The organism is Arthrobacter sp. CAN_A1 (assembly GCF_015751665.1).
Classification (GTDB): Bacteria; Actinomycetota; Actinomycetes; order Actinomycetales; family Micrococcaceae; genus Arthrobacter_D.
Genome location: NZ_JADOUR010000003.1, coordinates 148,423 through 169,213, shown reverse-complemented (window position 1 = coordinate 169,213; position 20,791 = coordinate 148,423). Strand labels below are relative to the sequence as shown.

The window sequence follows — 20,791 nt, the reverse complement described above, 5'->3', positions numbered from 1 at the left end:
TCGCTCGCAGTGAACGAGACACCGGACTCAACAGCCCGTCCGATAACACAGAACCAGCCGTTCCAAAGTAGCCTAGGCAGGTGAGCACTAACCCCACCCGCGTCTTTGTGGCGCGCCTGCTTGGCCTCGACGTCTTCGACCCCCTGGGGGACCGTCTGGGCCGGCTCCGTGATGCGGTGGTCCTCGACCTCGGGCCCACCACGGCACCCCAAGCGGTAGGCCTGGTGGTTGAGGTACCAGGCAAACGGCGGGTCTTCGTTCCGATGACCCGGGTCACCTCCATCGACTCCACCCAGATCATCTGCACCGGCCTGGTGAACCTTCGCCGCTTCGAGCGGCGCGGCGCTGAAATGCTGGTGGTCGGCGGACTGTTTGACCGCAAGGTGACCCTCCGCGACAGCAGCGGCGAAGCAGTGATTGAGGACATCGCCATCGAAATGGATCGCGCCGGTGACTGGCACGTGTCGCAGGTCTTCATCCGCCGCGGTTCGTCGTCGTCGGCCCTGCGGGGTCTCCGCCGCGGCGAACGCCTGATCGTGAACTGGCTCGACGCGTACCACGGCGATGCCGCTGAACCGCAGGGCGCGTCCCAGTTCGTCGCGCAGCATGAGGACCTCAAACCGGCCGACTTCGCCGACGCCCTGCACGAGATGAGCGACAAACGCCGAACCGAGATTGCCGGGGCGCTGCAGGACGACCGGCTCGCCGACATTCTGCAGGAACTCCCCGACGACGACCAGGTGCAGATCCTCTCCTCGCTGCACCGCGAGCGGGCCGCGGACGTGCTGGAGGAAATGGACCCGGACGATGCCGCCGACCTGCTCAATGAACTCCCCGAAGCCCAGAAGGAAGACCTGCTGGCCCTGATGGAGCCCGAAGACGCCGAGGACGTCCGCCGGCTCCTGCAATATGACGAGGATACTGCCGGCTCCATGATGACCACTGTCCCCGTCATCCTGCCGCCCGAGGCGACGGTGGCCGAGGCCCTCGCCCACGTGCGGCGCGAGGAGCTCACCCCGGCACTGGCCTCGTCGATTTTCGTGTGCCGCCCGCCGCTTGAGACACCGACCGGACGGTACCTCGGCGTCGTCCACATCCAGCAGTTGCTGCGGTTCCCACCGCCGGAGCAGCTCGGCAACATCGTGGACAAGGATCTGGAACCGGTGGGAGACCAGGCGAACATCAGCGAGGTGGCACGCATTCTCGCCACCTACAACCTCAATTCCCTCCCGGTGGTCAACGCCGAGGGACGGCTGGTCGGTGCGGTGACCGTTGACGACGTCCTCGATCATCTCCTGCCCGATGACTGGCGGGCTGCCAACGACTACCCGGGGCTGACGAAGGGAGCAACCAATGGCTGAGCGAATCAAGACCACTGCGACAGGGCTCGACACGCCCCGCGAGAGCCGCAAGCGGTGGCTGCCGCGGCTCCGGCCGAACCCCGACCGGTTTGGCAGTGCCACCGAAAACTTCGCCCGGTTTATGGGGACCCCGCAGTTCCTCTTCTACATGACCGTGTTCGTTGCCGTCTGGCTCGCGTGGAATTCGTGGGCGCCGGGCGGGCTACGTTTTGACAGCGCCGCGATAGGCTTCACCCTGCTGACCCTGATGCTGTCCCTTCAGGCCTCCTATGCGGCGCCGCTGCTGCTCCTGGCCCAGAACCGGCAGGACGACCGCGACCGGGTGTCGTTGAGGGAAGACCGGCACCGCGCCGAACGGAACCTTTCGGACACCGAGTACCTGACCCGCGAGATCGCCGAGTTACGCATCGCCATCCGCGAGGTTGCCACCCGCGACTACGTCAGGTCGGAGTTGCGCTCAGTCCTTGAGGAAATCCTTGACACCGCCGAGGAAAAGGATTCGATCCCCAGCCGGAAAGCACGCCGCAAGGGTGGCGAACCGACCGCTTCCCTTCCGAAACTCCAGCCCAACCGCCCCGACCGCCTGTGACGGTACTGGAGGACATCGACCGGGCCCTGGCCACAGTGATCGACCCCGAACTGCGGAAACCGATCACCGAGCTGGGCATGGTCGCCGGTCGGAGGATTGACGGGGGTGCCGTGACGGTCGAGGTGCTGCTGACCATCTCCGGGTGCCCACTGCGCGACACCATCACCCGTGATGTTGACGCCGCGGTGGCGGGCCTCCCCGGGGTCACCTCCGTGGCGGTGCAGCTCGGCGTGATGACCCAGGAACAGCGGGACCGGCTCAAGGAGCAGCTGAGGGGCCCTGCCGGTGCCAAAGGTATCCCCTTCAACGACGAAGGCTCACTCACTCGTGTCTACGCGGTCGCCAGCGGAAAAGGCGGCGTCGGCAAATCAAGTGTGACAGTGAATCTTGCCGTGGCCATGGCCGCCCAGGGGCTTAGGGTGGGAATCGTCGACGCTGACGTCTACGGCTTCTCGGTCCCCTCCCTGCTGGGGATCAGCCAGCCGCCCACCCGGGTCGATGAGATGATCCTCCCGCCCGTCGCCTACGACGTCAAAGTGATCTCGATCGGCATGTTCATCAGCGGCAACCAACCCGTCGCCTGGCGCGGCCCGATGCTCCACCGCGCGCTCGAGCAGTTCCTCAGCGACGTCCACTTCGGTGACCTGGACGTCCTGTTCCTTGACCTCCCACCGGGGACCGGGGACATTGCGATCTCCGTTGCCCAGCTGTTGCCCTCCTCGGAACTGCTGGTGGTGACCACCCCCCAAACGGCGGCGGCCGACGTCGCCGAACGGGCCGGTACCATCGCCAGCCAGACGGGGCAGAAGGTGTCGGGGGTCATCGAGAACATGTCCTGGCTCGAGCTGCCCGGAGGGGAGCGGATGGAACTGTTCGGCACGGGTGGCGGACCGGCCCTCGCTGGCCGTCTGACGGAGGCCATGGGCTACCCGGTTCCATTGCTGGGCAGCATTCCTCTCGAAATCGCGCTCAGGGAGGGCGGGGACAGCGGGTCGCCGATTGTGGCTGGGGCCAGCGAATCGGCTGCGGCACGGGAGCTCAGGACCATTGCACTGACCCTGGCCCGCCGTCCGCGGGGCCTGGACAACCTCCGGCTGAAGGTGACTCCGAGCTAACACTCCGGCCGTCCCGTAGGTGGGGGACTGAGTGGTCAGGTGGCTTCCAGGTCGAACGGCGCCAGTTGTCCCGCACCCAAATGCGGCGACGTGGCTACCGAGGGCAGCGGTCGGGCACGGGCTGAGGGGTCGGGCGCTGAGGCGGCAGGAGCACCCCCGCTGACCGGTTTGAACGCCTCCTGCACGTCGTCGATCAGGGCTTCCTTGATGATCCGCCGGGGGTCGTACTGGCGGGGATCGAGCTTGCGCCAATCCACATCGTCGAGTTCCGGGCCAACTTCCTCGCGCAGCTGTTCGCGGGCGCCGGTGGCCATCCGGCGGAGGTCCTTGACCAGCCTGCCCAGCTGCGCGGCATACTCGGGTAGCCGCTCAGGTCCGAGAACCATGACGGCGATCACCGCCAGCATCACGAACTCGAGCCCATTGATTCCCAACACGGAAAAAGACTACCGTTCCCCGACGGCAGGAGCTATTTGGCTCACTGGCCGGCGGCCGGCTGTGCCAGCTTGTTGAGCCCGCGGAGGATCCTGCTCACGGGGTCGTGGGCGGTTGGTTCGGTGGGGGCCAGCCGCGAATGCTCGGCGAGGACCAGCTGGCTCACAGCCTGCGGCATCTCGGCTGCCGGCAGGCTGGAGATGACCGTATAGGTCACTGACTGCGAGTCAAGGACCACCTGCCACGAGTGGCCGGGGTGTACCCAGATCTGGCGCTGCATTCCCCCGATGCGTTCAAAGCCGTCGGCGATCACGGTGTTTCCTGTGACCGCGTTGATGGGGGGCGACGCGACGGGTTCCCGGCCGTCGCCCAGTTTTCGCTGCTCGTAGATGGTGACCGAATCGGCACCGTCGTCGAGGACCATCATCAGCGCCGGCCGTCCGGCCACAGTGATGGCTTCGGCGCTCGCCACGGTGAAGCCCATCATCTCCAGATCGGGGCAGTACCACCCGTCGACCCTGAGCTCCTCCAGCTGGCTGTCGTCGAGGAGCGACGGGGTGTTGGGGGCGACCGACTGCCACCCGGCCATCAGGGCGCCGTTCTGTCCACTGCCGGCCAGGACCTCGTTTTCCGATTCAGCACCCAGAGCATACGCACCGGTCAGCGTGGCCAGGGCTACCACAGCAAGGCCGCCGGTAACGGCCATCGGCGCCCGGTGCCGTGAGGCGAACCCGGTCAGCCGGCGCTCCCGGCGATGCTGATGGTCGACGGCGTCGCTCAGGTCTGCAGGACGGGCGGGGGTCCGCCCGGAGGTAGCCATAATCCGGTTAAACAGGTCAGCGTCGGGGCGGGGAACCGCAGAATTTTGCAGCTGGCTTCGAACACGACGATGCGCCTGCACGGTATCCCGGCAGGCGGAACAACGGGCCAGGTGTCTCTCCACTGCCCGGCGGCGACCGGGGAGTAGTTCCCCGTCGACGAAATCAGCTAGCTGCCGCTTCGGATGTCGCATGGCCGCTAACGGGCACCCGCGATCCGGGGCAGTTTCATGCGGGGGCTCTTGGCCGCAGTGAGCGTGGGGTCCCGATGTGCCAGCTTCTCCCTCAGCATGGTGCGCCCGCGATGGATACGGGACCGTACCGTGCCGAGCTTGACGCCGAGCGCTTCTGCCACCTCGTTGTAGGCGAGGCCTTCCAGGTCGCACAGCACCACTGCCGCACGAAAATCGGGCGGAAGTTCTTCAAGTGCTGCCTGGACGTCGATATCAAGGTTGTTGAATTCGAAGCTGCGTTCCGGCCCAGGGTGGTTGCTGGGGAGGCGACTTTCGGCTTCGTCGGTCAGCCCGTCGAATCTGATCCGGCTCTTGCGGCGCGCCTGGTCCAGGAACAGGTTCGTGGTGATGCGGTGCAGCCAGCCGTCGAGGGTGCCCGGCTTGAAGTTGGCGAGCGAGCGGAACACCCTGACAAAGACTTCCTGGGTGAGGTCCTCGGCGTCGAACTTGTTGCCGGTCAGCCGGTAGGCGAGGCGATACACCTTCGGCGAGTGGACAACCACCACTTCTTCCCAGGACGGTGCAACCCAGGGTGCGTCAGCATCTGCTGAACCGTCAGTCACTGGTGAAGCGGCCACCGTTGTATGCGAAGTGGTCATCTTCCTCTCCTCCCACTGTGAGCCGGCTTGTGCCGTCTCCCAAGGTATTCGCGGCCGCTGACGCACCGGATGCCTGGAGCTGAAATACTGCCCTACCAAGCTGGGAGATCGCTGGAAAATCAAGGCGCCGCGGTCGGGCACGGCGGGAGGGACGGCCGCTCCGTTTCCCGGTCTGCGGCCAGTAGGGTACGGGGCCCACACCCAGTAGGCTGGGTAGGGAAACTGACGGTACGCAAGGATGCGGCAGTGCCGGCGCCAGCTTCCCGGTAGCCACACCCACCATGAACGAAAAGACTGAGCGGTATATACATGAGCGCGGACAAACAGAGCAGCTGGTCATACGCCGAGGGACTCCCCGATGAGGACGAAGTCCTCCTGCGTGCACGCGACCGGTCCTACGAGCTGGGCGTGACCCCGGTGAGCACCGGGGTGGCGGCGACGCTGACCGTCCTGGCGGCTTCGTCGAAGGCCCAGACCGTCGTCGAGATTGGTTCAGGCGCGGGCGTGTCAGGCGTGTGCATTCTGCGCGGTCTGGGTCCGCAGTCGGTTCTCACGACCATCGATTCCGACGTCGACCACCTACGTGCGGCCAGGGAAGCCTACGCGGAAGCCGGAGTGCCGGGGAACCGGACCCGGACCATTTCCGGCCGGGCCGCTGACGTGTTGCCGCGCCTGACGGACGCCGCCTATGACCTGGTCTTCATCGACGCGGACAAGGCTGGACTCCCCCTGTATGCGAATCAGGCTATTCGGTTGCTGAAGCCGGGTGGCATGCTGATGCTCAACGATGCCCTGGATCAGGACCGGGTTGCCGACCCGGCCATCCGTGAAGAGTCAACGAATATCCTGCGCCAGGTGGGCAGGATTGTCCGCGATCATGACCAGCTGGTGTCAGCGCTGCTTCCTACCGGCCAGGGCCTGCTGCTCGCCGTCAAGATGCCGCTCGCCCGCTGACATCCAGTCGGCCGGGTGCGGGCACTCCCGCGACCGCCAGTGCCCCGCCGACACCGCCGGCGGGACTGGCAAGTCAGTGTGGGCCAGCTACTCGGTGACGGTCAGGAGGCAGTCCTTGAGCTTGCCGGCTTCCTCCGCGTTAAGTTCAACCACGAGCCGCCCGCCACCATCGATGGGGACCCGCATGATCAAGCTGCGGCCCTCTTTGGTGACTTCCATCGGCCCATCGCCGGTCCGCGGTTTCATGGCAGCCATAAGGAGTATCCCTTCAAATGTGTGCGCCCAGGATCCCCGGCCGCCCGTCAACGAAAATAAATGTCAGTTGCACGACGGCATGCTGGCCCCCGCGCATTGATCCTTGTCTATTATCCCGTACAAGGGCGGACTCGGCGAATCGCGATGCGTTGTGGGTCACATCAGGTCCCGTACCCAACAGTCCCGCAGATGGTCATTGACAAACCCCGTCGCCTGCAGCATCGCGTATCCGGTGGTGGGCCCGACAAACCGGAATCCGTGCCCGCGCAGGGCCTTGGCCAGGGCCACCGACTCGGGCGCCACTGCCGGCACGTCGGTCAACTCTACCGGCGCCGGCCCGGGCGCCGGGCGATGCGATTCGAGGATGCCAGCGAGGCTCTCCCCGGCGGGAAGGCGCAGTAGTGCGCCGGCGTTGTTGATCGTCGCGAGAATCTTGGCCCGGTTGCGGACAATTCCGGCGTCCTGAAGCAGCCGCTCGACGTCGTCGTCGTCAAATCCGGCGACCACCGAGGGATTGAACTGCCTGAACGCGGCGCGGAAGGCCTCCCGCTTGCGCAGGATGGTGATCCAGCTCAGGCCGGACTGGAAGGCTTCGAGGCTGAGACGTTCGAACAACGCCGCCTCGCCGGCGACGGGGCGTCCCCATTCCTCGTCGTGGTACGCCCTGTAGTCGGCGCTTGAGTTGGCCCAGTCGCACCGTATCAACCCGTCCTCCCCCCGGACGGCACCGGCAGCGGTCACGACTGGTCCTGGCGGGTCCGGCGCAGGTCGGCGATGGTGGCGTCCCGGTCCGCGAGCGCTGCCGCCAACGCGTCGAGCACCTCGTCCACCTGGTCCATCCGGTATCCGCGGAGCGCCAGCGCAAAACGGATCTCGCCGACGTCGGCAGCTTCAGGGTCTGCGGGCAGCAGCACCGCCGGCAACGACGGGGTCGGTTCGACCAACCCGGTCAGGGTTCCCGACGCCGGCTCGTGGCGCGCCGTCAGGTCACCCGCCGGCCGCCACCCCATCACGGTGAAAGCTACGGCGCCGAGCACCGCTATTGCCACAAACACCAGGAATATACTCACCAGATTAATGGTGCCAGAGAACTGTCACGGTGACCGGTGGGATGCAGTATCCGCCAGCACCAGACGAACCGCCTCCGCCGGGTCATCCACCAGGTGCACCAGATCGAGGTCCTTGGCGGCAATCATCCCGTTGGCGAGCAGGCTGCCCCGCACCCATTCCCACAGCGGCGCCCAGAACTCGGTGCCGATCAGCACAATGGGGAAGGACGTGACCTTCTGCGTCTGCACCAGCGTCATGGCCTCGAACAGTTCGTCGAGGGTGCCGAATCCTCCCGGAAGCACAATGAACCCCTGGGCGTACTTGACGAACATGGTTTTCCGGGCGAAGAAGTACCTGAAGTTGATGCCCAGATCCACCCACTCGTTCATCCCCTGCTCGAAGGGGAGCTCGATCCCCAGCCCCACCGACACGCCGCCCGCCTCGCACGCGCCCTTGTTGGCCGCCTCCATGGCGCCTGGCCCACCGCCGGTGATCACCGCGTAGTTCGCTTCCACCAGGCGGCGGCCCACCTCTTCACCGATCGCGTAGAACGGTGAATCCCGTGGGGTGCGGGCGGAGCCGAAGACACTGATCGCCGGGCCAAGCTCGGCGAGCGTGCCGAACCCCTCGACGAACTCGCTTTGGATGCGCAGGACCCGCCAGGGGTCGGTCTTGGTGAAATGGTTCCCGCTGGCGGAGTCCAGCAGGTACCTGTCGGATTGGGGCTCCTTGGTCTGCCCGCGGCGCAACTCCACCTGCCCCCGTCGTCGGGACGGCGTATGGTGGGCGCCGCTGCGTGCTGGACCGGAAGCGAACTCATCTGTAGGCATCTTCCGAGCCTATCCGGCCTTCGCAACCCCCACGGTCTTGGTTGCTCTTGAGTCACGATTTGGTCATTCGGAGCCGCGATGTCTTGCCAGCACCGATTCGTTCGCTACATTCATGTCTATGACCAGTGATTTCGAAGCGAACTCGTCCGCGTCCGCTGCACCATCATCTGAGACGCCGCTCGTTCTGCTGAAGAACGTCAATAAGCACTTCGGCGACCTGCATGTGCTGCAAAACATCAACCTCAAGGTTGCCCGGGGCGAGGTGGTGGTCGTAATCGGCCCGTCCGGTTCCGGTAAATCAACCCTTTGCCGCGCCATCAACCGTCTGGAAACGATCGACGACGGCGAGATCCGCATCGACGGCGTCGAACTTCCCGCTGAAGGCAAGGAGCTCGCCAAACTGCGCGCCGATGTCGGGATGGTGTTCCAGTCATTCAACCTGTTTGCCCACAAATCCATCCTTGAGAACGTGACGCTGGGACCGGTCAAGGTCAAGGGAATGAAAAGCGCCGCGGCCAAAGATCTGGCCATGTCCCTGCTGAAGCGGGTGGGGGTCGATAACCAGGCCCAGAAACTGCCGGCTCAACTCTCCGGCGGTCAGCAGCAGCGGGTGGCCATCGCCCGTGCACTGGCCATGCAGCCGAAGGTGATGCTGTTCGATGAGCCCACCTCGGCACTCGACCCCGAAATGATCAACGAAGTCCTCGATGCCATGGTCACCCTGGCCAAGGAGGGCATGACCATGATCGTGGTCACCCACGAGATGGGCTTTGCCCGGAAGGCCGCGGACCGCGTGATCTTCATGGCCGACGGCCAGATCGTTGAAGAGGCCACCCCCGAGGAGTTCTTCACCAATCCCCAGAGTGCCCGCGCCAAGGACTTCCTCGGCAAGATCCTCGCGCACTAGCTCCGGGCTTCCCCTAAATTTTTCAGCAAGTTAGACGAACGCAAGGAGAAATCATGCGCAAGACCCGATACGCTACAGCCGCCATGGCCGCTGTAGCAGCACTCACGCTTTCCGCCTGTGGCGGCGGCGATGAAAGCGGCGATACCGCTTCTGAAGCAGGCTCCGACAGCATCCGCATCGGCATCAAGTTCGACCAGCCAGGTCTGGGCTTCGACGAAGGCGGCGAGTACAGCGGCTTCGACGTCGACGTGGCCAAGTATGTAGCGGCTGAGCTCGGCTACGAAGAAGACCAGATCGAATGGGTCGAGGCTCCCTCGGCCAACCGCGAGAACCTGCTGTCCACTGAAGAGGTGGACATGATTTTCGCTACCTATTCCATCACTGATGAGCGTAAAGAGACCGTCGACTTCGCCGGACCATACTTCGTTGCCGGCCAGGACCTCCTGGTACGGGCCGATGACGACGAGATCACCGGCCCCGAAGCCCTCGCCGGCAAGAACCTTTGCTCGGTTGCAGGCTCCACCTCCGCAGCACGCATCAACGAGGAATTCGGTGCTGACGCCAACCTCGTTGAGCAGCCCGGCTACGCCGAGTGTGTCTCGCTGATGGGCGGCGGTCAGATCGACGCTGTCACCACTGACGACATCATCCTCGCCGGTCTCGCCTCCCAGGAAGCCAACGCCGGCCAGTTCAAGGTTGTGGGCAACCCGTTCTCCGAGGAGAACTACGGGGTTGGCCTGACCAAGGGCAGCGACCTGTGTGAAGACATCAACGCAGCCATCGTCAAGATGATCGAGGACGGTGCCTGGGAAGACGCCATCACCGCCAACACCGAAGGCGCCGACTACACGTTCAACGCCGAGCTGAACCCACCAGAACCTGCGGCCTGCGCCTAGGCTCTCACCGTTTCATGCCTTGGTGGGGCGGCCATGCGGCCGCCCCACCAAGGCATTTCACCACCACGGAAGAGGTGAACCATGGATAATTTCCTATCGCTCTTTGAGACGTACGACGTCGTTGGAGCGTTCTGGGTCAATATCCAGCTGACGTTTTGGGCCGCTATCTGGTCATTCATCCTGGGAACCATCCTTGCGCTGATGCGCATATCGCCGATAGCGAGCCTCCAATGGTTCGGCGCCGCGTATGTGAATATCTTCCGGAACACACCGCTCACGGTCATCATTGCGTTTGGCATCCTCGGGCTCTGGGGGCAGCTGAACGTTGTCCTCGCCGAAGACTTTCAACTGAACTTCCTGCGCCTGGCCATTCTCGGGCTGAGTATCTACCACGCGGCCTTCGTCTGCGAAGCGATCCGCAGTGGTGTCAACACTGTTCCACTCGGGCAGGCGGAAGCGGCCCGCGCCATCGGCCTCAGCTTCCTGCCAGCCGCCCGCCTGATCATCCTCCCCCAGGCCCTCCGCGGTGCAGTTGCGCCGCTGGGCAACGTGCTGATCGCCCTCACCAAGAACTCGACCGTCGCATTCGCAGGCTCGGTGATTGAGTCGTCGAACCTGATGAAGGAAATGATCGAGTTCCGGGGCGACCTGGTGATCCCCATCTTCTTCGTCTTCGCCCTGGGCTTCGTCATCATTGTGGTGCCCGTCGGTCTATTGACTACATGGTTGTCTAGGAAACTGGCGGTGGCACGATGAGCGCGCAACAGGTCCTCTTCGATGCGCCGGGTCCGAAGGGCAAACGCCGCATCATGATCGGCAACATCGCCGGCGTTCTGCTGATGCTCGGCTTGCTCGGCTGGGTGGTAGCAGCCCTCGCCGGTCAGGGACAGTTCGAGCCCGCCAAGTGGACTCCGTTCCTCGAAATGCGCACCTGGGAGTTCTTCATCCTGCCGGGACTGCTCAGCACCCTAAAAGCCGCGGCCGTTGCTGTGGTCACGTCGATCCTGTTCGGCCTGCTGTTCGGCGTCGGCCGTCTGTCCCACCTGGCTCCGGTGCGCTGGTTCGCCGGTCTGGTGGTCGAGTTCCTGCGTGCGGTCCCCGTGCTGCTGATGATGATCTTCCTCTGGCTGGCGCTGGCACAGGTCGATTTCATCGAGGATCCGATCTTCGTCGCAGTTGTCACGGCTCTCACCCTCTACAACGGGTCAGTGATTGCCGAACTGGTCCGGTCGGGCGTGCACGGTCTGCCCAAGGGCCAGCGCGAAGCGGGCATGGCCATCGGCATGACACCCGGTCAGTCGCTCCGGAGTATCGAGATCCCCCAGGCGCTGGTGGCGATGCTGCCAGCCATGGTCAGCCAGTTCGTGGTGATCCTCAAGGACTCGGCCCTCGGCTACATCATCGGCTACGCGGAGCTGCTCCAGTTCTCCCGCCGGCTCGGCGTGGGCGAAGGAAACCTGCTGCAGTCCCTGCTGATCGCGGCAGTAATCTTCATCCTGATTAACTTCGCCCTGTCGTCGGCGGCCAACAAGCTCTCCACCCTGCTGAGCTTCAGGACCGGTCGCAAGGTCAAGAAGGCTGAGGACCCGGAGCTGAGCGCAGCGACCCCGGCCACCTAGCCAGGCCCGTTCCTGGCGGGGACGCCGGTGCGTGGTGACCGATCTGCTGACACAAAAGTGCGGCTACACCCGAGGGTGTAGCCGCACTTTCCATGCCAGCTGTGAGCTAGCTGAGCCAGGTCTTCAAGGCCCGCAGGCACTCACGGATCTCTCCGGCGCTGACATGCTCATTGTCGGAATGTGCCAGCAGCGGGTCACCGGGACCGAAGTTCACTGCCGGGATCCCGAGTTCGCTGAAGCGGGCGACGTCGGTCCAGCCATACTTGGGTTTCGGCTCGGCTCCCACCGCAGCGACGAAGTCGGCTGCCGCTGGGTGGTGGAGGCCGGGACGGGCTCCCGCTGCGGCGTCGGTGCGCTCGATGTCGTAACCGGCGAGCACCGCCCTGACGTAGGCCTCGGCATCCTCGGGGGACTTGTCCGGTGCAAACCGGTAGTTGACCTCGATCACGGTCCGGTCCGGAATGACATTCCCCGCCGTTCCCCCCTTGATCATCACGGCGTTGAGGCTTTCGCGGTAGGCCAGCCCGTCCACATCCACGGTGAGTGGTTCGTGGTCGCGAAGCCGGGCCAGGATGTCGGCCGCTGCGTGGATGGCGTTCTCCCCCATCCAGGCGCGCGCCGAGTGCGCTGCCCGGCCGGTGGTGGTGACGTTGAAGCGTGCGGTGCCGTTGCAGCCGCCCTCCACCGTTCCGTCAGTGGGTTCCAGCAACACCGCGAAGTCGGCGGCCAGCCAGTCCGGGAATTTGTCCACCAACCGGCCGAGGCCGCTCAGCGAGGCTTCCACTTCCTCGTGGTCGTAGAACACGTAGGTGATATCGCGGGTGGGTTCGGTGAGGGTAGCGGCCAGCGCCAACTGGACCGCCACCCCGCCCTTCATATCGGTGGCGCCGCGGCCGTAGAGCACGTCACCCTCCCAGGTGCTGGGCACGGTTCCGCGGGAGCCCGAGACCCCGGGCAGGGGTACCGTGTCCAGGTGGCCGGCCAGGATCACCCGTTCGGCGCGGCCTAGCGAGGTCCGCGCGATGATGGAATCGCCGTCGCGCACTACCTCAAGGTGGGGGAAGCTCCGCACCGCGGCTTCGACGGCGTCGGCGAGCTTCCTTTCGTTGCCCGAGACGCTCTCTATGTCGAGAAGGGATGCGGTCAGGAGTGCGACGTCGGCGGAAAGGTCAAGGCTGACGGGGAGGGTTGCGGTCATGGATCCAGCCTATCGCTCGGTAGACTTGAGGCCATGACTGAACGAGCCGCAGCCCCCACACCAGCCGATCCTGGCCCCCGCTCAGCCCACGGACTAGGTCTTGCCACAGTCGACGCCGGCGGGATCATCCTTGATGTGTGGTTCCCCCGGCCCGAACTCGGCGCCACGTCACAGGAGGATCTGAGGGGTTCCCTCGATGCTCTGACGGGCAACGACGACCTGCGTGGCACCAGCCAGAAGGTCGTCGAGGTCCACAGCGACCTCGACGCTCCCCCGGCCGACGCCGCAGATGCCTACCTGCGCCTCCACCTCCTGTCCCACCGCCTCGCAGCGCCGAATACTCTGAACCTCGATGGGGTCTTCGGGCTCCTCGCCAACGTGGTGTGGACCAACTTCGGCCCGTGCCCGGTCCAGGACTTCGAGACCACCCGGCTGCGGCTCCGCGCCCGCGGCACAGTGATTGTGTACGCGGTGGACAAGTTCCCGCGCATGGTGGACTACGTGATGCCGGCAGGTGTCCGGATTGCCGACGCCGACCGGGTGCGGCTGGGTGCCCACCTCGCCGCTGGCACCACCGTGATGCACGAAGGCTTCGTCAACTTCAACGCCGGCACACTCGGCGAGTCGATGGTGGAAGGCCGGATCTCTGCCGGCGTCGTCGTCGGGAACGGTTCTGACATCGGAGGCGGCGCTTCAATCATGGGCACCTTGTCCGGCGGCGGCAAGGAACGGGTGGCCATCGGAGAGCGGTGCCTCCTTGGGGCCCAGGCAGGAATCGGGATTTCCCTCGGCGATGACTGCGTTGTCGAAGCTGGGCTGTACATCACGGCTGGCACGAAGGTCACCCTCCCCGACGGGCGGGTGGTCAAGGCCGTTGACCTGTCCGGCGAGTCCTATCTGCTCTTCCTCCGCAACTCGGCGACCGGCGTCGTCGAGGCCCGTCCGCGCAGCGGCCACGGGATCGCCTTGAACTCAGTGCTGCACGCCAACTAGGGGTCTTATGGCGTACACGAAGGACGAGGCGCGGAAGCGCCGGCGGGTGAAAACGGCGCTCGTCCTCGTGACCCTGGTGACTGTGCTCTCCGGTGGAATCTATGTGGCCGTCAACCAGGTGACGTCCTCAGAAGTGCTGATCCGGGAACGGTGCACCGCCGTCGTCGGCAACGACACGTACGAGCTGGGTCTCGAGCAAGCGGAGAATGCGTCGCTGATTGTCGCGGTTGCCGTGGCTCGGGGCCTTCCAGCCCGGGCGGCGTCAATCGCCCTGGCCACGGCGGTCCAGGAATCGGGGCTCCGCAACCTTGACTACGGTGACCAGGCCGGCCCGGATTCCCGCGGGCTCTTCCAGCAACGTCCCTCGCAGGGGTGGGGCACCGACGAAGAGGTGCAGGATCCGCTCTACGCAGCCGGCGCGTTCTACGACGCGTTGGTGAAGGTGCCCGGCTACGAGACGCTGCCCATCACCGAAGCGGCGCAGGCGGTGCAGCGCAGCGCGTTGCCCGATGCCTACGCCGACCATGAGGCGGAGGGGCGCGCTTTCGCCTCCGCCCTCACCGGCAACTCCCCCGCGTCGCTGAACTGTGTCCTGCGCGGCGCCGATCAGATCGGCGACCCGGTATCCGTCCAGTCAGCTGCTGAGCGGGTGTTCGGGCCGCTCGGGGTACCCGTGGCCGACGCCGGGTCCCTGTCCTTTGAGGTCACCGGCACCCGTGGCTGGGCTGCCGCGCAGTGGGCGGTCGCCAACGCCAAGACCCTCCACATCGAGTCGGTGGCTTTCGGCGGGTTGCAGTGGACCAGGACAGGCCACGGCTGGGACGCCGCCGAGACCGCTACCGGACAACTGGTCATCCAGCTGGCCGGGGATCCCACGGCACCACCTGAGGCTTAGGCGAGCAGTTCCACCAGCGGGCGAACGTAGCTGGCGAAGGCCTGCTCGTCGTCGGGAAGTTCCTGGCTCATGAGTAGGGTGCCAGGCTCGACAAACCACGCCCGCGGTTCGCTCAGCGGAAGCTCGACCACCTGCAGTGTGAACGCCTGGGCGTCCCTACCCAACTCAAGCTCCCGCTCCTGGATCAGCTCCCCGAACGGATCCGGCAGACTCAACCGCCCGCGACGCCGGGCCAGCGCCGCATAGTCGGAGATCCGGGCGCTTGACCACTCCATGGCCGAGCCATAGTGCGCGTGGGCCAGGAGCTGCAGGGCAGGCAGTGACTCCAGTTCCGGGAAGCGCGGCGGCGTGACCTCCGGTGGCGGGTCGCTGCCCAGCAGCTGACGCCACCAGGTTTCCCATTCAATCCGCAGCACCGTCAGCCCACCGGCGTCGTGCACCAGCCGGCCAGGATCCATCCGGGGCACAGGCGGAACCACCGGGGACACCAGCGGGGCCCCGGCGGCGTCAGGACCGGAATCCAATCCGGCGGAATCCCGCAAATAAAGGGAGAACAACATCACCGGCGATGTGCCCACCACAATCTGCCACCCAGGGTCACCGGAGGGCATCATCCAATCGGACCTTTCCGTCGAATCCGCCCCGGGCGCGCCCCGGCGAGGGTTCGGCATACTTCTTAAGGGTAGACCGATCTGCCGCGACCTTCCAGCAGCGGGCGCCGCGAATCCGCTGACAACAAACTAGGCTTGAGCTATGAAAATTCTGGTTACTGGCGGCAGCGGTTACATCGGCTCCCACACATCGCTTGCCCTGCTCGACGCTGGCCATCAGGTGGTGGTGGTGGACAATCTGATGAACTCCTCCGAGACGGCCCTGCACCGTGTGAGGGAGCTGAGTGGGAAGGACCTGACCTTCCACCAGGTCGATCTTCTGGATGAGGCAGCGTTGACTGCGGTGTTCGACACCGAGGCGGTTGACGCCGTCATCCACTTCGCCGGGCTGAAAGCTGTGGGCGAGTCGGTGGCCCAGCCGCTGCATTACTACCACAACAACGTGGGGGGCACCCTGAACCTGCTCCGGGTAATGGATGCAGCCCAGGTGCGAACCCTGGTCTTCAGCTCCTCGGCCACGGTGTACGGGGCTTCCGAAGAGGTGCCGCTGATTGAGAAGATGCCACTCGACGCCGTCAACCCCTATGGGCGCACCAAGGAGCAGATCGAGGACATCCTGACCGATCTCGGTGCCGCCGACGGCCGCTGGAACATCGCCCTGCTCAGGTATTTCAACCCGGTGGGCGCCCACGAGTCGGGGCGGATCGGCGAGGACCCGACCGGGGTTCCCAACAACCTGCTGCCGTTCGTCGCCCAGGTGGCGGTCGGCCGCCGGGAAAAGGTGATGGTCTTCGGCAACGACTACCCCACCCCCGACGGCACCGGCATCCGCGACTACATCCATGTGGTCGATCTGGCGGCCGGGCACCTTGCCGCACTGGATTACCTCACCACCCACGCCGGGGTGCACCGCTGGAACCTGGGCACAGGCAACGGGTCCTCGGTGCTTGAGGTGCTCGCCGCGTTCTCGACGGCCGCAGGACATGAGGTTCCCTACGAATTCGCCGCCCGCCGTCCCGGCGACGCGGCGGTGAGCTACGCTGACCCGTCGGCGGCGCTGGCGGACCTTGGCTGGTCGGCGCACCGGTCGCTGCAGCAAATGTGTGAGGACCACTGGCGCTGGCAAAAGCACAACCCTGAGGGTTACGCGGGCTAGATCCCTGCCCGACGACTTCCCACCGTTAACAGCAACGGCCGGTCACCTGTTCAGGTGACCGGCCGTCGCAGTTAACGGTGCAGCGCGGGCGCTGCTAGCGCGCCGGGTAGTTGCGGGCAGCTTCGCCCGTGTACAGCTGACGGGGGCGACCGATCTTGGTCTGCGGATCCTGCATCATTTCGCGCCACTGGGCGATCCAGCCCGGCAGCCGCCCGATGGCGAACAGGACAGTGAACATCTTCTCGGGGAAGCCCATCGCCTTGTAGATCAGGCCGGTGTAGAAGTCCACGTTCGGGTACAGTTTCCGCTCGATGAAGTAGTCATCGGCGAGGGCCTTCTCTTCGAGACGCATCGCGATGTCCAGCAGTTCGTCGTTGCCGCCGAGCTTGCTCAGAATGTCGTGGGCCGTGGCCTTGACGATGGTGGCGCGGGGGTCATAGTTCTTGTAGACGCGGTGCCCGAAGCCCATGAGCTTCACGCCGTCTTCCTTGTTCTTGACCTTTTCCATGAAGTCTTCGGGCTTCATTCCCTTGCCCTGGATATCGCGGAGCATGTTCAGGACGGCTTCGTTGGCGCCGCCGTGGAGCGGTCCGAAGAGGGCATTGATGCCGGCGGAGACCGAAGCGAACATGTTGGCGTGCGAGCTGCCGACCAGGCGGACGGTCGACGTCGAGCAGTTCTGCTCGTGGTCGGCGTGCAGGATCAGCAGCAGGTCGAGCGCCTTGACCATCATCGGATCGAGGTCGTAGGGCTCGGCGGGGAGGCCGAAGGAGAGCCGGAGGAAGTTCTCGACCAGGTTCATCGAGTTGTCCGGATAGAGCATGGGCTGACCGATGGACTTTTTGTGCGCGTAGGCGGCGATGACGGGGAGCTTCGCCATGAGGCGGAAGGTGGAGAGTTCAACCTGCTCGTCGTCGAACGGGTCGAGGGAGTCCTGGTAGAACGTGGAGAGCGCCGACACGGCTGACGACAGCACCGGCATGGGGTGTGCGTCGCGGGGGAACCCGCCGAAGAAGCCCTTGAGCTCCTCGTGCAGCAGGGTGTGGCGGCGGATCCGGTCGTCGAAGGCTGCCAGTTCGGTGGGGGTCGGCAGATTCCCGTAGATCAGGAGGTAGGAAACCTCAAGGAAACTGGAGTGCTGGGCCAACTGGTCGATCGGGTACCCGCGGTAGCGCAGGATGCCCTGATCGCCGTCGATGTAGGTGATGGCCGACGTCGTGGCGGCGGTGTTCATGAAGCCGGGGTCGAAGGTGACGGCGCCAGTCTGTTTGAGCAGCTTCGACACGTCGTAACCATTGTTGCCTTCAGCGGCGTTGACCATCGGAAGGCTGAGTTTGCCTCCGTCATAGTGCAACGACGCACCGTTCTGCTCGGACATTGAACTCTCCTTCAGGAGTGGTGGCATGCATCGGCTTACGACACCGTCGCACATTCAGCTAAAACGCTACCGGTAGGGGCACCCCGAGCGCTAATCGGGTAACCGGCGCCCGCGGACCATCGACCTACCGTGCTGCGGAGAGCCGTTCGACTGCCGCATCGATGCGCTCGTCGGTCCCCGTCAACGCCACCCTGATGAAGCCACGGCCGGCGTCACCGTAAAAAGTACCCGGCCCCACAATGATTCCAAGTGCAGCGAACCGTTCAACGGTGGCCCAGGTGTCTTCCCCTGCGGTCGCCCACAGGTACAGGCCGGCCGCCGAGTCCTCGATCCGCAAACCGAAGTTCTGCAGGGCCGGGATCAGCCGTTCGCGGCGCAGCCGGTAGCGGTCCTTCTGGGTCTGCACATGCCCGTCGTCGTTCAGGGCGGCCCGCATGGCTTCCTGGACGGGGAACGGCACGATCATTCCGGCGTGTTTGCGGGAGTTGACCATGTTGGCGATCAGGTCCGGATCTCCGGCTGTGAAGGCGGCCCGGTAGCCGGCCATATTGGACTGCTTGCTCAGGGAGTAGACGGCCAGCAGGTTCGTATGGTTGCCGCCGTTGACGCGGGGATCCAGCACGCTGGGTACCGGTGCGCCGCCGCGTGCGCTGTCCCAGTCTCCCCAGCCCAGTTCGGCGTAGCATTCGTCGGAGGCAACGACGGCGCCGAGCGCGCGTGCCTCGGCGACGATGGTCGCCAGGTCGGCCGCTGCCAGCACCCGACCCGTTGGATTCGCCGGCGAGTTCACCCAGACCAGGCGCACCCGCGACCGGGTGTCCCCGTCCAGGGTGGACAGGTCATCGGCTGCTACTGCAGTGGCTCCCGCCAGCACCGCGCCGATGTCGTAGGTGGGGTAGGCAACAGTGGGGCGGACGACGACGTCGCCCTCTCCCAGCCCGAGGAGGGTGGGAAGCCAGGCGACGAGTTCCTTGGACCCGACCGTGGGCAGGACGTCCTTCGGGTCCAGGCCCGGGACGCCGCGGCGGCGGGAGAACCAGTCGCTGACCGCAGCCCTCAGCTCATCGGTGCCGTGCGTGGTGGGGTACCCCGGGGCGTCGGCGGCTGCCGTCAGCGCCTGCTGGATGACTGCCGGGGTGGGATCGATGGGTGTGCCGATGGAAAGGTTGACAGCGCCGCCGGGATGTTGGTTCGCCTGTGCCACGTACGGGGCCATCGCGTCCCACGGATAGTCCGGCAGCGCGATGCCGAACTGGCGGTCGCCGCCGTGAGCGGTCATGCGTCGTGGTTCTGTGGCGGCAGGGCGGCGATGATGGGGTGGTCCTTACCAATGTTGCCGAGCTTCGCTGCGCCGCCGGGCGACCCGAGGTCGTCGAAGAACTCGACGTTGGCTTTGTAGTACTCGGCCCACTGGTCGGGGGTGTCATCCTCGTAGTAGATGGCTTCCACCGGGCAGACGGGTTCGCACGCGCCGCAATCGACGCATTCATCCGGATGGATGTAGAGGGACCGTTCGCCTTCGTAGATGCAATCTACCGGGCATTCCTCGATGCAGGCCTTGTCCTTCAAATCCACGCACGGCTGTGCGATTACGTAGGTCACTTCCCACGCCTTTCCAGTTGGGGCTGTCGTTCCGTTTCCAGCTTAACGCAACCACCGGGTGGAGCCGCATCGGGCGGTCCGCTGGCCCTATGACCCCTGCCACTCCCTGCCCTCCCACTACGCTGGTCAGATGGACTCCCCCGCACGGCAGCTGATTGCCCTTCCCGTGGGCACCCGGGTGGTGGTGAGGTACCGCATCGACGGCGGTTTCACCGATGCGCTGGGCGATCTGGTGCACGTTGACGGGGAGAGTTGCACGGTCCGCACCCGCCGCCACGGCGACGTCGTCATCCGGCTCGATTCCGTGACGGCGGCCAAGCCCGTCCCGCCGGCACCGCCACGCAGGCCCCGCCGGTTCTAGCCCTCCCCGCCCGCGCTCCTGCCCACCCAGCCCGCTCCCTGCACGCTAGCCGCGCAATTTCCCACTGGGACCGCCCGGTCACTGGGAATGTCTAGACTTTCCCAGCGGTCGGGACTGATCGGTGGGAGCGTATGCATCGAGTGCAAGCCTCACCAGCCGCAGGAACTCGTCCGGGTGATCGACGAGCATTGAGTAGGAGGCGTGGAGTATCGGAACCCGGCCTATCATCAGAATGTTTCCGCGGCGCCGATCCTCCTCGAAATCTTCTGTCCCGCTATGGAACCGGCGGCCGTCGGCCTCAACCCCCAGCACCTTCTCTACCACCAGGTCGATCCGTCCGACCCCCTTGATGTAGACCTGCGACTGGAAGCTGTACCCGGCACGCCGAAGGTGGTACTTGGCAACCGTTTCCAGGATCGATTGGGAAAACGGGTCAATCTGGTCGATGATTTTTCGGAGAGAAACGTCCCTGCGGCCTGTTGTCCGTCGTCGAAGAGCAGGGATACTCACTGCGCCCTGCACTACGGCGGATTCGACGATGCAAAGAGCATCCAACTCGGGAAGACAGCGCATGCTCTGCACACAGATGTCCAGGACCATCAACGGCTTGGCCGAGCGGTGGACCTTGAACGTTCCGTCCAGGGCGTTCCCGTGATCCACACTGACATGAATCAGGACTGGTGGGCGGAGAATCCACAGCCCGCGCTGCTTTGCTTCGCTAATGCAGGCCAGATCAGCGCCGGCGCACAGCGCGGTCAAGAGGGCCTGGTTTGCGTTCGGGAGGCAGTAGACTCCGCGGCTTGGCTTTACCAACCGGCCAGCTGCGATTGCTGCGCTCAGCTGGTGAGCACTCACACCGTTGGACACCAGGTCTTTGCGCCGGGCAGCCCCGCCGCGGGCCGTCAAAAGGCTAAAAAGGTCCATAGGTGACATGGT

The 20,791-nt window shown here is 65.2% G+C and carries 25 protein-coding genes and 1 pseudogene; 12 read left to right on the top strand and 14 right to left on the bottom strand.

From position 1 onward, the window contains the following. Positions 1-80 precede the first annotated feature (80 nt). Genes IWX62_RS05235 through IWX62_RS05225 form a run of 3 tightly spaced genes read left to right on the top strand, consistent with a single transcriptional unit; the run spans position 81 to position 3,065 of the window. Positions 81-1,361, top strand: coding sequence for a magnesium transporter MgtE N-terminal domain-containing protein (locus IWX62_RS05235; RefSeq protein WP_196840317.1), 1,281 nt, complete (start codon positions 81-83; stop codon positions 1,359-1,361). Continuing rightward, entirely contained in the window at positions 1,354-1,950 is a 597-nt protein-coding gene (locus tag IWX62_RS05230) for a DUF1003 domain-containing protein (protein WP_196840316.1), read from the top strand. The genes IWX62_RS05235 and IWX62_RS05230 overlap by 8 nt, the downstream gene beginning before the upstream one ends. Continuing rightward, the gene (locus IWX62_RS05225) at positions 1,947-3,065 is read left to right on the top strand and encodes an Mrp/NBP35 family ATP-binding protein (RefSeq protein ID WP_333483225.1); all 1,119 of its coding nucleotides are present in this window, start codon (positions 1,947-1,949) and stop codon (positions 3,063-3,065) included. The genes IWX62_RS05230 and IWX62_RS05225 overlap by 4 nt, the downstream gene beginning before the upstream one ends. 35 nt (positions 3,066-3,100) lie before the next feature. Here the strand turns inward: IWX62_RS05225 and IWX62_RS05220 are convergent, their stop codons facing one another. The 4 genes and pseudogenes from IWX62_RS05220 to sigE all read right to left on the bottom strand — a co-directional run bounded on the left by IWX62_RS05220 (position 3,101) and on the right by sigE (position 5,150). Then, entirely contained in the window at positions 3,101-3,502 is a 402-nt protein-coding gene (locus tag IWX62_RS05220) for a sec-independent translocase (RefSeq protein ID WP_196840315.1), read from the bottom strand. Positions 3,503-3,543: 41 nt separating this feature from the next. Then, the gene (locus IWX62_RS05215; RefSeq protein ID WP_333483224.1) at positions 3,544-4,320 is read right to left on the bottom strand and encodes a hypothetical protein; all 777 of its coding nucleotides are present in this window, start codon (positions 4,318-4,320) and stop codon (positions 3,544-3,546) included. 99 nt (positions 4,321-4,419) lie between these two features. Next, a pseudogene (locus tag IWX62_RS16440) lies at positions 4,420-4,512 on the bottom strand (zf-HC2 domain-containing protein); the annotation flags it as partial. A gap of 5 nt (positions 4,513-4,517) precedes the next feature. Beyond that, on the bottom strand, positions 4,518-5,150 hold the full coding sequence (gene sigE, locus IWX62_RS05210; protein ID WP_196840313.1) for an RNA polymerase sigma factor SigE: 633 nt from the start codon (positions 5,148-5,150) through the stop codon (positions 4,518-4,520). A 309-nt stretch (positions 5,151-5,459) separates the two neighbouring features. On the opposite strand from sigE, the gene IWX62_RS05205 reads away from it, so the two are divergent. Then, on the top strand, positions 5,460-6,104 hold the full coding sequence (locus IWX62_RS05205) for an O-methyltransferase (RefSeq protein ID WP_196840312.1): 645 nt from the start codon (positions 5,460-5,462) through the stop codon (positions 6,102-6,104). A gap of 87 nt (positions 6,105-6,191) precedes the next feature. On the opposite strand, the gene IWX62_RS05200 is transcribed toward IWX62_RS05205, so the two are convergent. From IWX62_RS05200 to IWX62_RS05185, 4 genes are all read right to left on the bottom strand, one after another. After that, entirely contained in the window at positions 6,192-6,359 is a 168-nt protein-coding gene (locus IWX62_RS05200; RefSeq protein WP_167993928.1) for a DUF3117 domain-containing protein, read from the bottom strand. Between the two features lie 156 nt (positions 6,360-6,515). Continuing rightward, a complete protein-coding gene (locus IWX62_RS05195) occupies positions 6,516-7,100 on the bottom strand; it encodes a DNA-3-methyladenine glycosylase I (RefSeq protein WP_333483223.1) in 585 nt (194 codons plus the stop codon). Then, positions 7,097-7,429: a DivIVA domain-containing protein gene (locus IWX62_RS05190; RefSeq protein ID WP_196840311.1), complete on the bottom strand. Its 333-nt coding sequence runs from the start codon at positions 7,427-7,429 to the stop codon at positions 7,097-7,099. The genes IWX62_RS05195 and IWX62_RS05190 overlap by 4 nt, the downstream gene beginning before the upstream one ends. Positions 7,430-7,453: 24 nt before the next feature. Further along, on the bottom strand, positions 7,454-8,239 hold the full coding sequence (locus IWX62_RS05185; RefSeq protein WP_196840310.1) for a TIGR00730 family Rossman fold protein: 786 nt from the start codon (positions 8,237-8,239) through the stop codon (positions 7,454-7,456). Positions 8,240-8,357: 118 nt separating this feature from the next. Here IWX62_RS05185 and IWX62_RS05180 point away from each other — a divergent pair, with 118 nt between their 5' ends. The 4 genes from IWX62_RS05180 (at position 8,358) to IWX62_RS05165 (ending at position 11,661) form a co-directional block, all read left to right on the top strand. Beyond that, complete coding sequence (locus IWX62_RS05180; protein WP_196840309.1) at positions 8,358-9,146, top strand: amino acid ABC transporter ATP-binding protein; 789 nt, start codon at positions 8,358-8,360, stop codon at positions 9,144-9,146. 53 nt (positions 9,147-9,199) lie between these two features. Further along, positions 9,200-10,042: a glutamate ABC transporter substrate-binding protein gene (locus IWX62_RS05175; RefSeq protein WP_196840308.1), complete on the top strand. Its 843-nt coding sequence runs from the start codon at positions 9,200-9,202 to the stop codon at positions 10,040-10,042. An 81-nt stretch (positions 10,043-10,123) separates the two neighbouring features. After that, positions 10,124-10,798: an amino acid ABC transporter permease gene (locus IWX62_RS05170; RefSeq protein ID WP_196840307.1), complete on the top strand. Its 675-nt coding sequence runs from the start codon at positions 10,124-10,126 to the stop codon at positions 10,796-10,798. Next, complete coding sequence (locus IWX62_RS05165) at positions 10,795-11,661, top strand: amino acid ABC transporter permease (RefSeq protein ID WP_196840306.1); 867 nt, start codon at positions 10,795-10,797, stop codon at positions 11,659-11,661. The genes IWX62_RS05170 and IWX62_RS05165 overlap by 4 nt, the downstream gene beginning before the upstream one ends. A 106-nt stretch (positions 11,662-11,767) precedes the next feature. On the opposite strand, the gene dapE is transcribed toward IWX62_RS05165, so the two are convergent. Next, positions 11,768-12,859 (bottom strand): succinyl-diaminopimelate desuccinylase, encoded by a 1,092-nt coding sequence (dapE, locus tag IWX62_RS05160; protein ID WP_196840305.1) that lies wholly within the window; start codon positions 12,857-12,859, stop codon positions 11,768-11,770. Positions 12,860-12,892: 33 nt separating this feature from the next. On the opposite strand from dapE, the gene dapD reads away from it, so the two are divergent. Then, positions 12,893-13,852 (top strand): 2,3,4,5-tetrahydropyridine-2,6-dicarboxylate N-succinyltransferase, encoded by a 960-nt coding sequence (gene dapD, locus IWX62_RS05155; RefSeq protein ID WP_196840304.1) that lies wholly within the window; start codon positions 12,893-12,895, stop codon positions 13,850-13,852. A 7-nt stretch (positions 13,853-13,859) separates the two neighbouring features. Further along, positions 13,860-14,747, top strand: coding sequence for a hypothetical protein (locus IWX62_RS05150; RefSeq protein ID WP_333483222.1), 888 nt, complete (start codon positions 13,860-13,862; stop codon positions 14,745-14,747). Here the strand turns inward: IWX62_RS05150 and IWX62_RS05145 are convergent. Continuing rightward, positions 14,744-15,361 (bottom strand): hypothetical protein, encoded by a 618-nt coding sequence (locus tag IWX62_RS05145; protein WP_196840303.1) that lies wholly within the window; start codon positions 15,359-15,361, stop codon positions 14,744-14,746. The two genes, IWX62_RS05150 and IWX62_RS05145, sit on opposite strands and share 4 nt — an antisense overlap. A 139-nt stretch (positions 15,362-15,500) precedes the next feature. Between IWX62_RS05145 and galE the strand changes: the two genes are divergently transcribed. Further along, positions 15,501-16,514, top strand: coding sequence for a UDP-glucose 4-epimerase GalE (gene galE, locus IWX62_RS05140; protein ID WP_196840302.1), 1,014 nt, complete (start codon positions 15,501-15,503; stop codon positions 16,512-16,514). A 94-nt stretch (positions 16,515-16,608) separates the two neighbouring features. Here galE and IWX62_RS05135 read toward each other — a convergent pair whose 3' ends face one another. From IWX62_RS05135 to fdxA, 3 genes are all read right to left on the bottom strand, one after another. Then, positions 16,609-17,892 (bottom strand): citrate synthase, encoded by a 1,284-nt coding sequence (locus IWX62_RS05135; protein WP_196840301.1) that lies wholly within the window; start codon positions 17,890-17,892, stop codon positions 16,609-16,611. A 124-nt stretch (positions 17,893-18,016) separates the two neighbouring features. After that, positions 18,017-19,171 (bottom strand): succinyldiaminopimelate transaminase, encoded by a 1,155-nt coding sequence (gene dapC / locus IWX62_RS05130; RefSeq protein WP_196840300.1) that lies wholly within the window; start codon positions 19,169-19,171, stop codon positions 18,017-18,019. Next, on the bottom strand, positions 19,168-19,494 hold the full coding sequence (gene fdxA, locus IWX62_RS05125; RefSeq protein WP_196840299.1) for a ferredoxin: 327 nt from the start codon (positions 19,492-19,494) through the stop codon (positions 19,168-19,170). The genes dapC and fdxA overlap by 4 nt, the downstream gene beginning before the upstream one ends. Positions 19,495-19,624: 130 nt before the next feature. On the opposite strand from fdxA, the gene IWX62_RS05120 reads away from it, so the two are divergent. Then, the gene (locus IWX62_RS05120; protein ID WP_196840298.1) at positions 19,625-19,855 is read left to right on the top strand and encodes a putative acetyltransferase; all 231 of its coding nucleotides are present in this window, start codon (positions 19,625-19,627) and stop codon (positions 19,853-19,855) included. A gap of 78 nt (positions 19,856-19,933) precedes the next feature. Here the strand turns inward: IWX62_RS05120 and IWX62_RS05115 are convergent, their stop codons facing one another. Further along, on the bottom strand, positions 19,934-20,779 hold the full coding sequence (locus tag IWX62_RS05115; RefSeq protein ID WP_196840297.1) for a type IV toxin-antitoxin system AbiEi family antitoxin domain-containing protein: 846 nt from the start codon (positions 20,777-20,779) through the stop codon (positions 19,934-19,936). Positions 20,780-20,791 lie beyond the last annotated feature (12 nt).

Excerpts from the sequence above, each read along its gene's own strand:
- IWX62_RS05170 (WP_196840307.1), top strand. The coding sequence starts at position 10,124 with ATGGATAATTTCCTATCGCTCTTTGAGACGTACGACGTCGTTGGAGCG.
- IWX62_RS05230 (WP_196840316.1), top strand. The coding sequence starts at position 1,354 with ATGGCTGAGCGAATCAAGACCACTGCGACAGGGCTCGACACGCCCCGC.
- dapD (WP_196840304.1), top strand. The coding sequence starts at position 12,893 with ATGACTGAACGAGCCGCAGCCCCCACACCAGCCGATCCTGGCCCCCGC.
- IWX62_RS05200 (WP_167993928.1), bottom strand. The coding sequence starts at position 6,359 with ATGGCTGCCATGAAACCGCGGACCGGCGATGGGCCGATGGAAGTCACC.
- IWX62_RS05180 (WP_196840309.1), top strand. The coding sequence starts at position 8,358 with ATGACCAGTGATTTCGAAGCGAACTCGTCCGCGTCCGCTGCACCATCA.
- IWX62_RS05150 (WP_333483222.1), top strand. The coding sequence starts at position 13,860 with ATGGCGTACACGAAGGACGAGGCGCGGAAGCGCCGGCGGGTGAAAACG.
- IWX62_RS05120 (WP_196840298.1), top strand. The coding sequence starts at position 19,625 with ATGGACTCCCCCGCACGGCAGCTGATTGCCCTTCCCGTGGGCACCCGG.
- IWX62_RS05175 (WP_196840308.1), top strand. The coding sequence starts at position 9,200 with ATGCGCAAGACCCGATACGCTACAGCCGCCATGGCCGCTGTAGCAGCA.
- IWX62_RS05185 (WP_196840310.1), bottom strand. The coding sequence starts at position 8,239 with ATGCCTACAGATGAGTTCGCTTCCGGTCCAGCACGCAGCGGCGCCCAC.
- IWX62_RS05135 (WP_196840301.1), bottom strand. The coding sequence starts at position 17,892 with ATGTCCGAGCAGAACGGTGCGTCGTTGCACTATGACGGAGGCAAACTC.
- IWX62_RS05165 (WP_196840306.1), top strand. The coding sequence starts at position 10,795 with ATGAGCGCGCAACAGGTCCTCTTCGATGCGCCGGGTCCGAAGGGCAAA.
- IWX62_RS05215 (WP_333483224.1), bottom strand. The coding sequence starts at position 4,320 with ATGGCTACCTCCGGGCGGACCCCCGCCCGTCCTGCAGACCTGAGCGAC.
- dapE (WP_196840305.1), bottom strand. The coding sequence starts at position 12,859 with ATGACCGCAACCCTCCCCGTCAGCCTTGACCTTTCCGCCGACGTCGCA.
- galE (WP_196840302.1), top strand. The coding sequence starts at position 15,501 with ATGAAAATTCTGGTTACTGGCGGCAGCGGTTACATCGGCTCCCACACA.
- dapC (WP_196840300.1), bottom strand. The coding sequence starts at position 19,171 with ATGACCGCTCACGGCGGCGACCGCCAGTTCGGCATCGCGCTGCCGGAC.
- IWX62_RS05115 (WP_196840297.1), bottom strand. The coding sequence starts at position 20,779 with ATGGACCTTTTTAGCCTTTTGACGGCCCGCGGCGGGGCTGCCCGGCGC.
- IWX62_RS05145 (WP_196840303.1), bottom strand. The coding sequence starts at position 15,361 with ATGATGCCCTCCGGTGACCCTGGGTGGCAGATTGTGGTGGGCACATCG.
- sigE (WP_196840313.1), bottom strand. The coding sequence starts at position 5,150 with ATGACCACTTCGCATACAACGGTGGCCGCTTCACCAGTGACTGACGGT.
- IWX62_RS05205 (WP_196840312.1), top strand. The coding sequence starts at position 5,460 with ATGAGCGCGGACAAACAGAGCAGCTGGTCATACGCCGAGGGACTCCCC.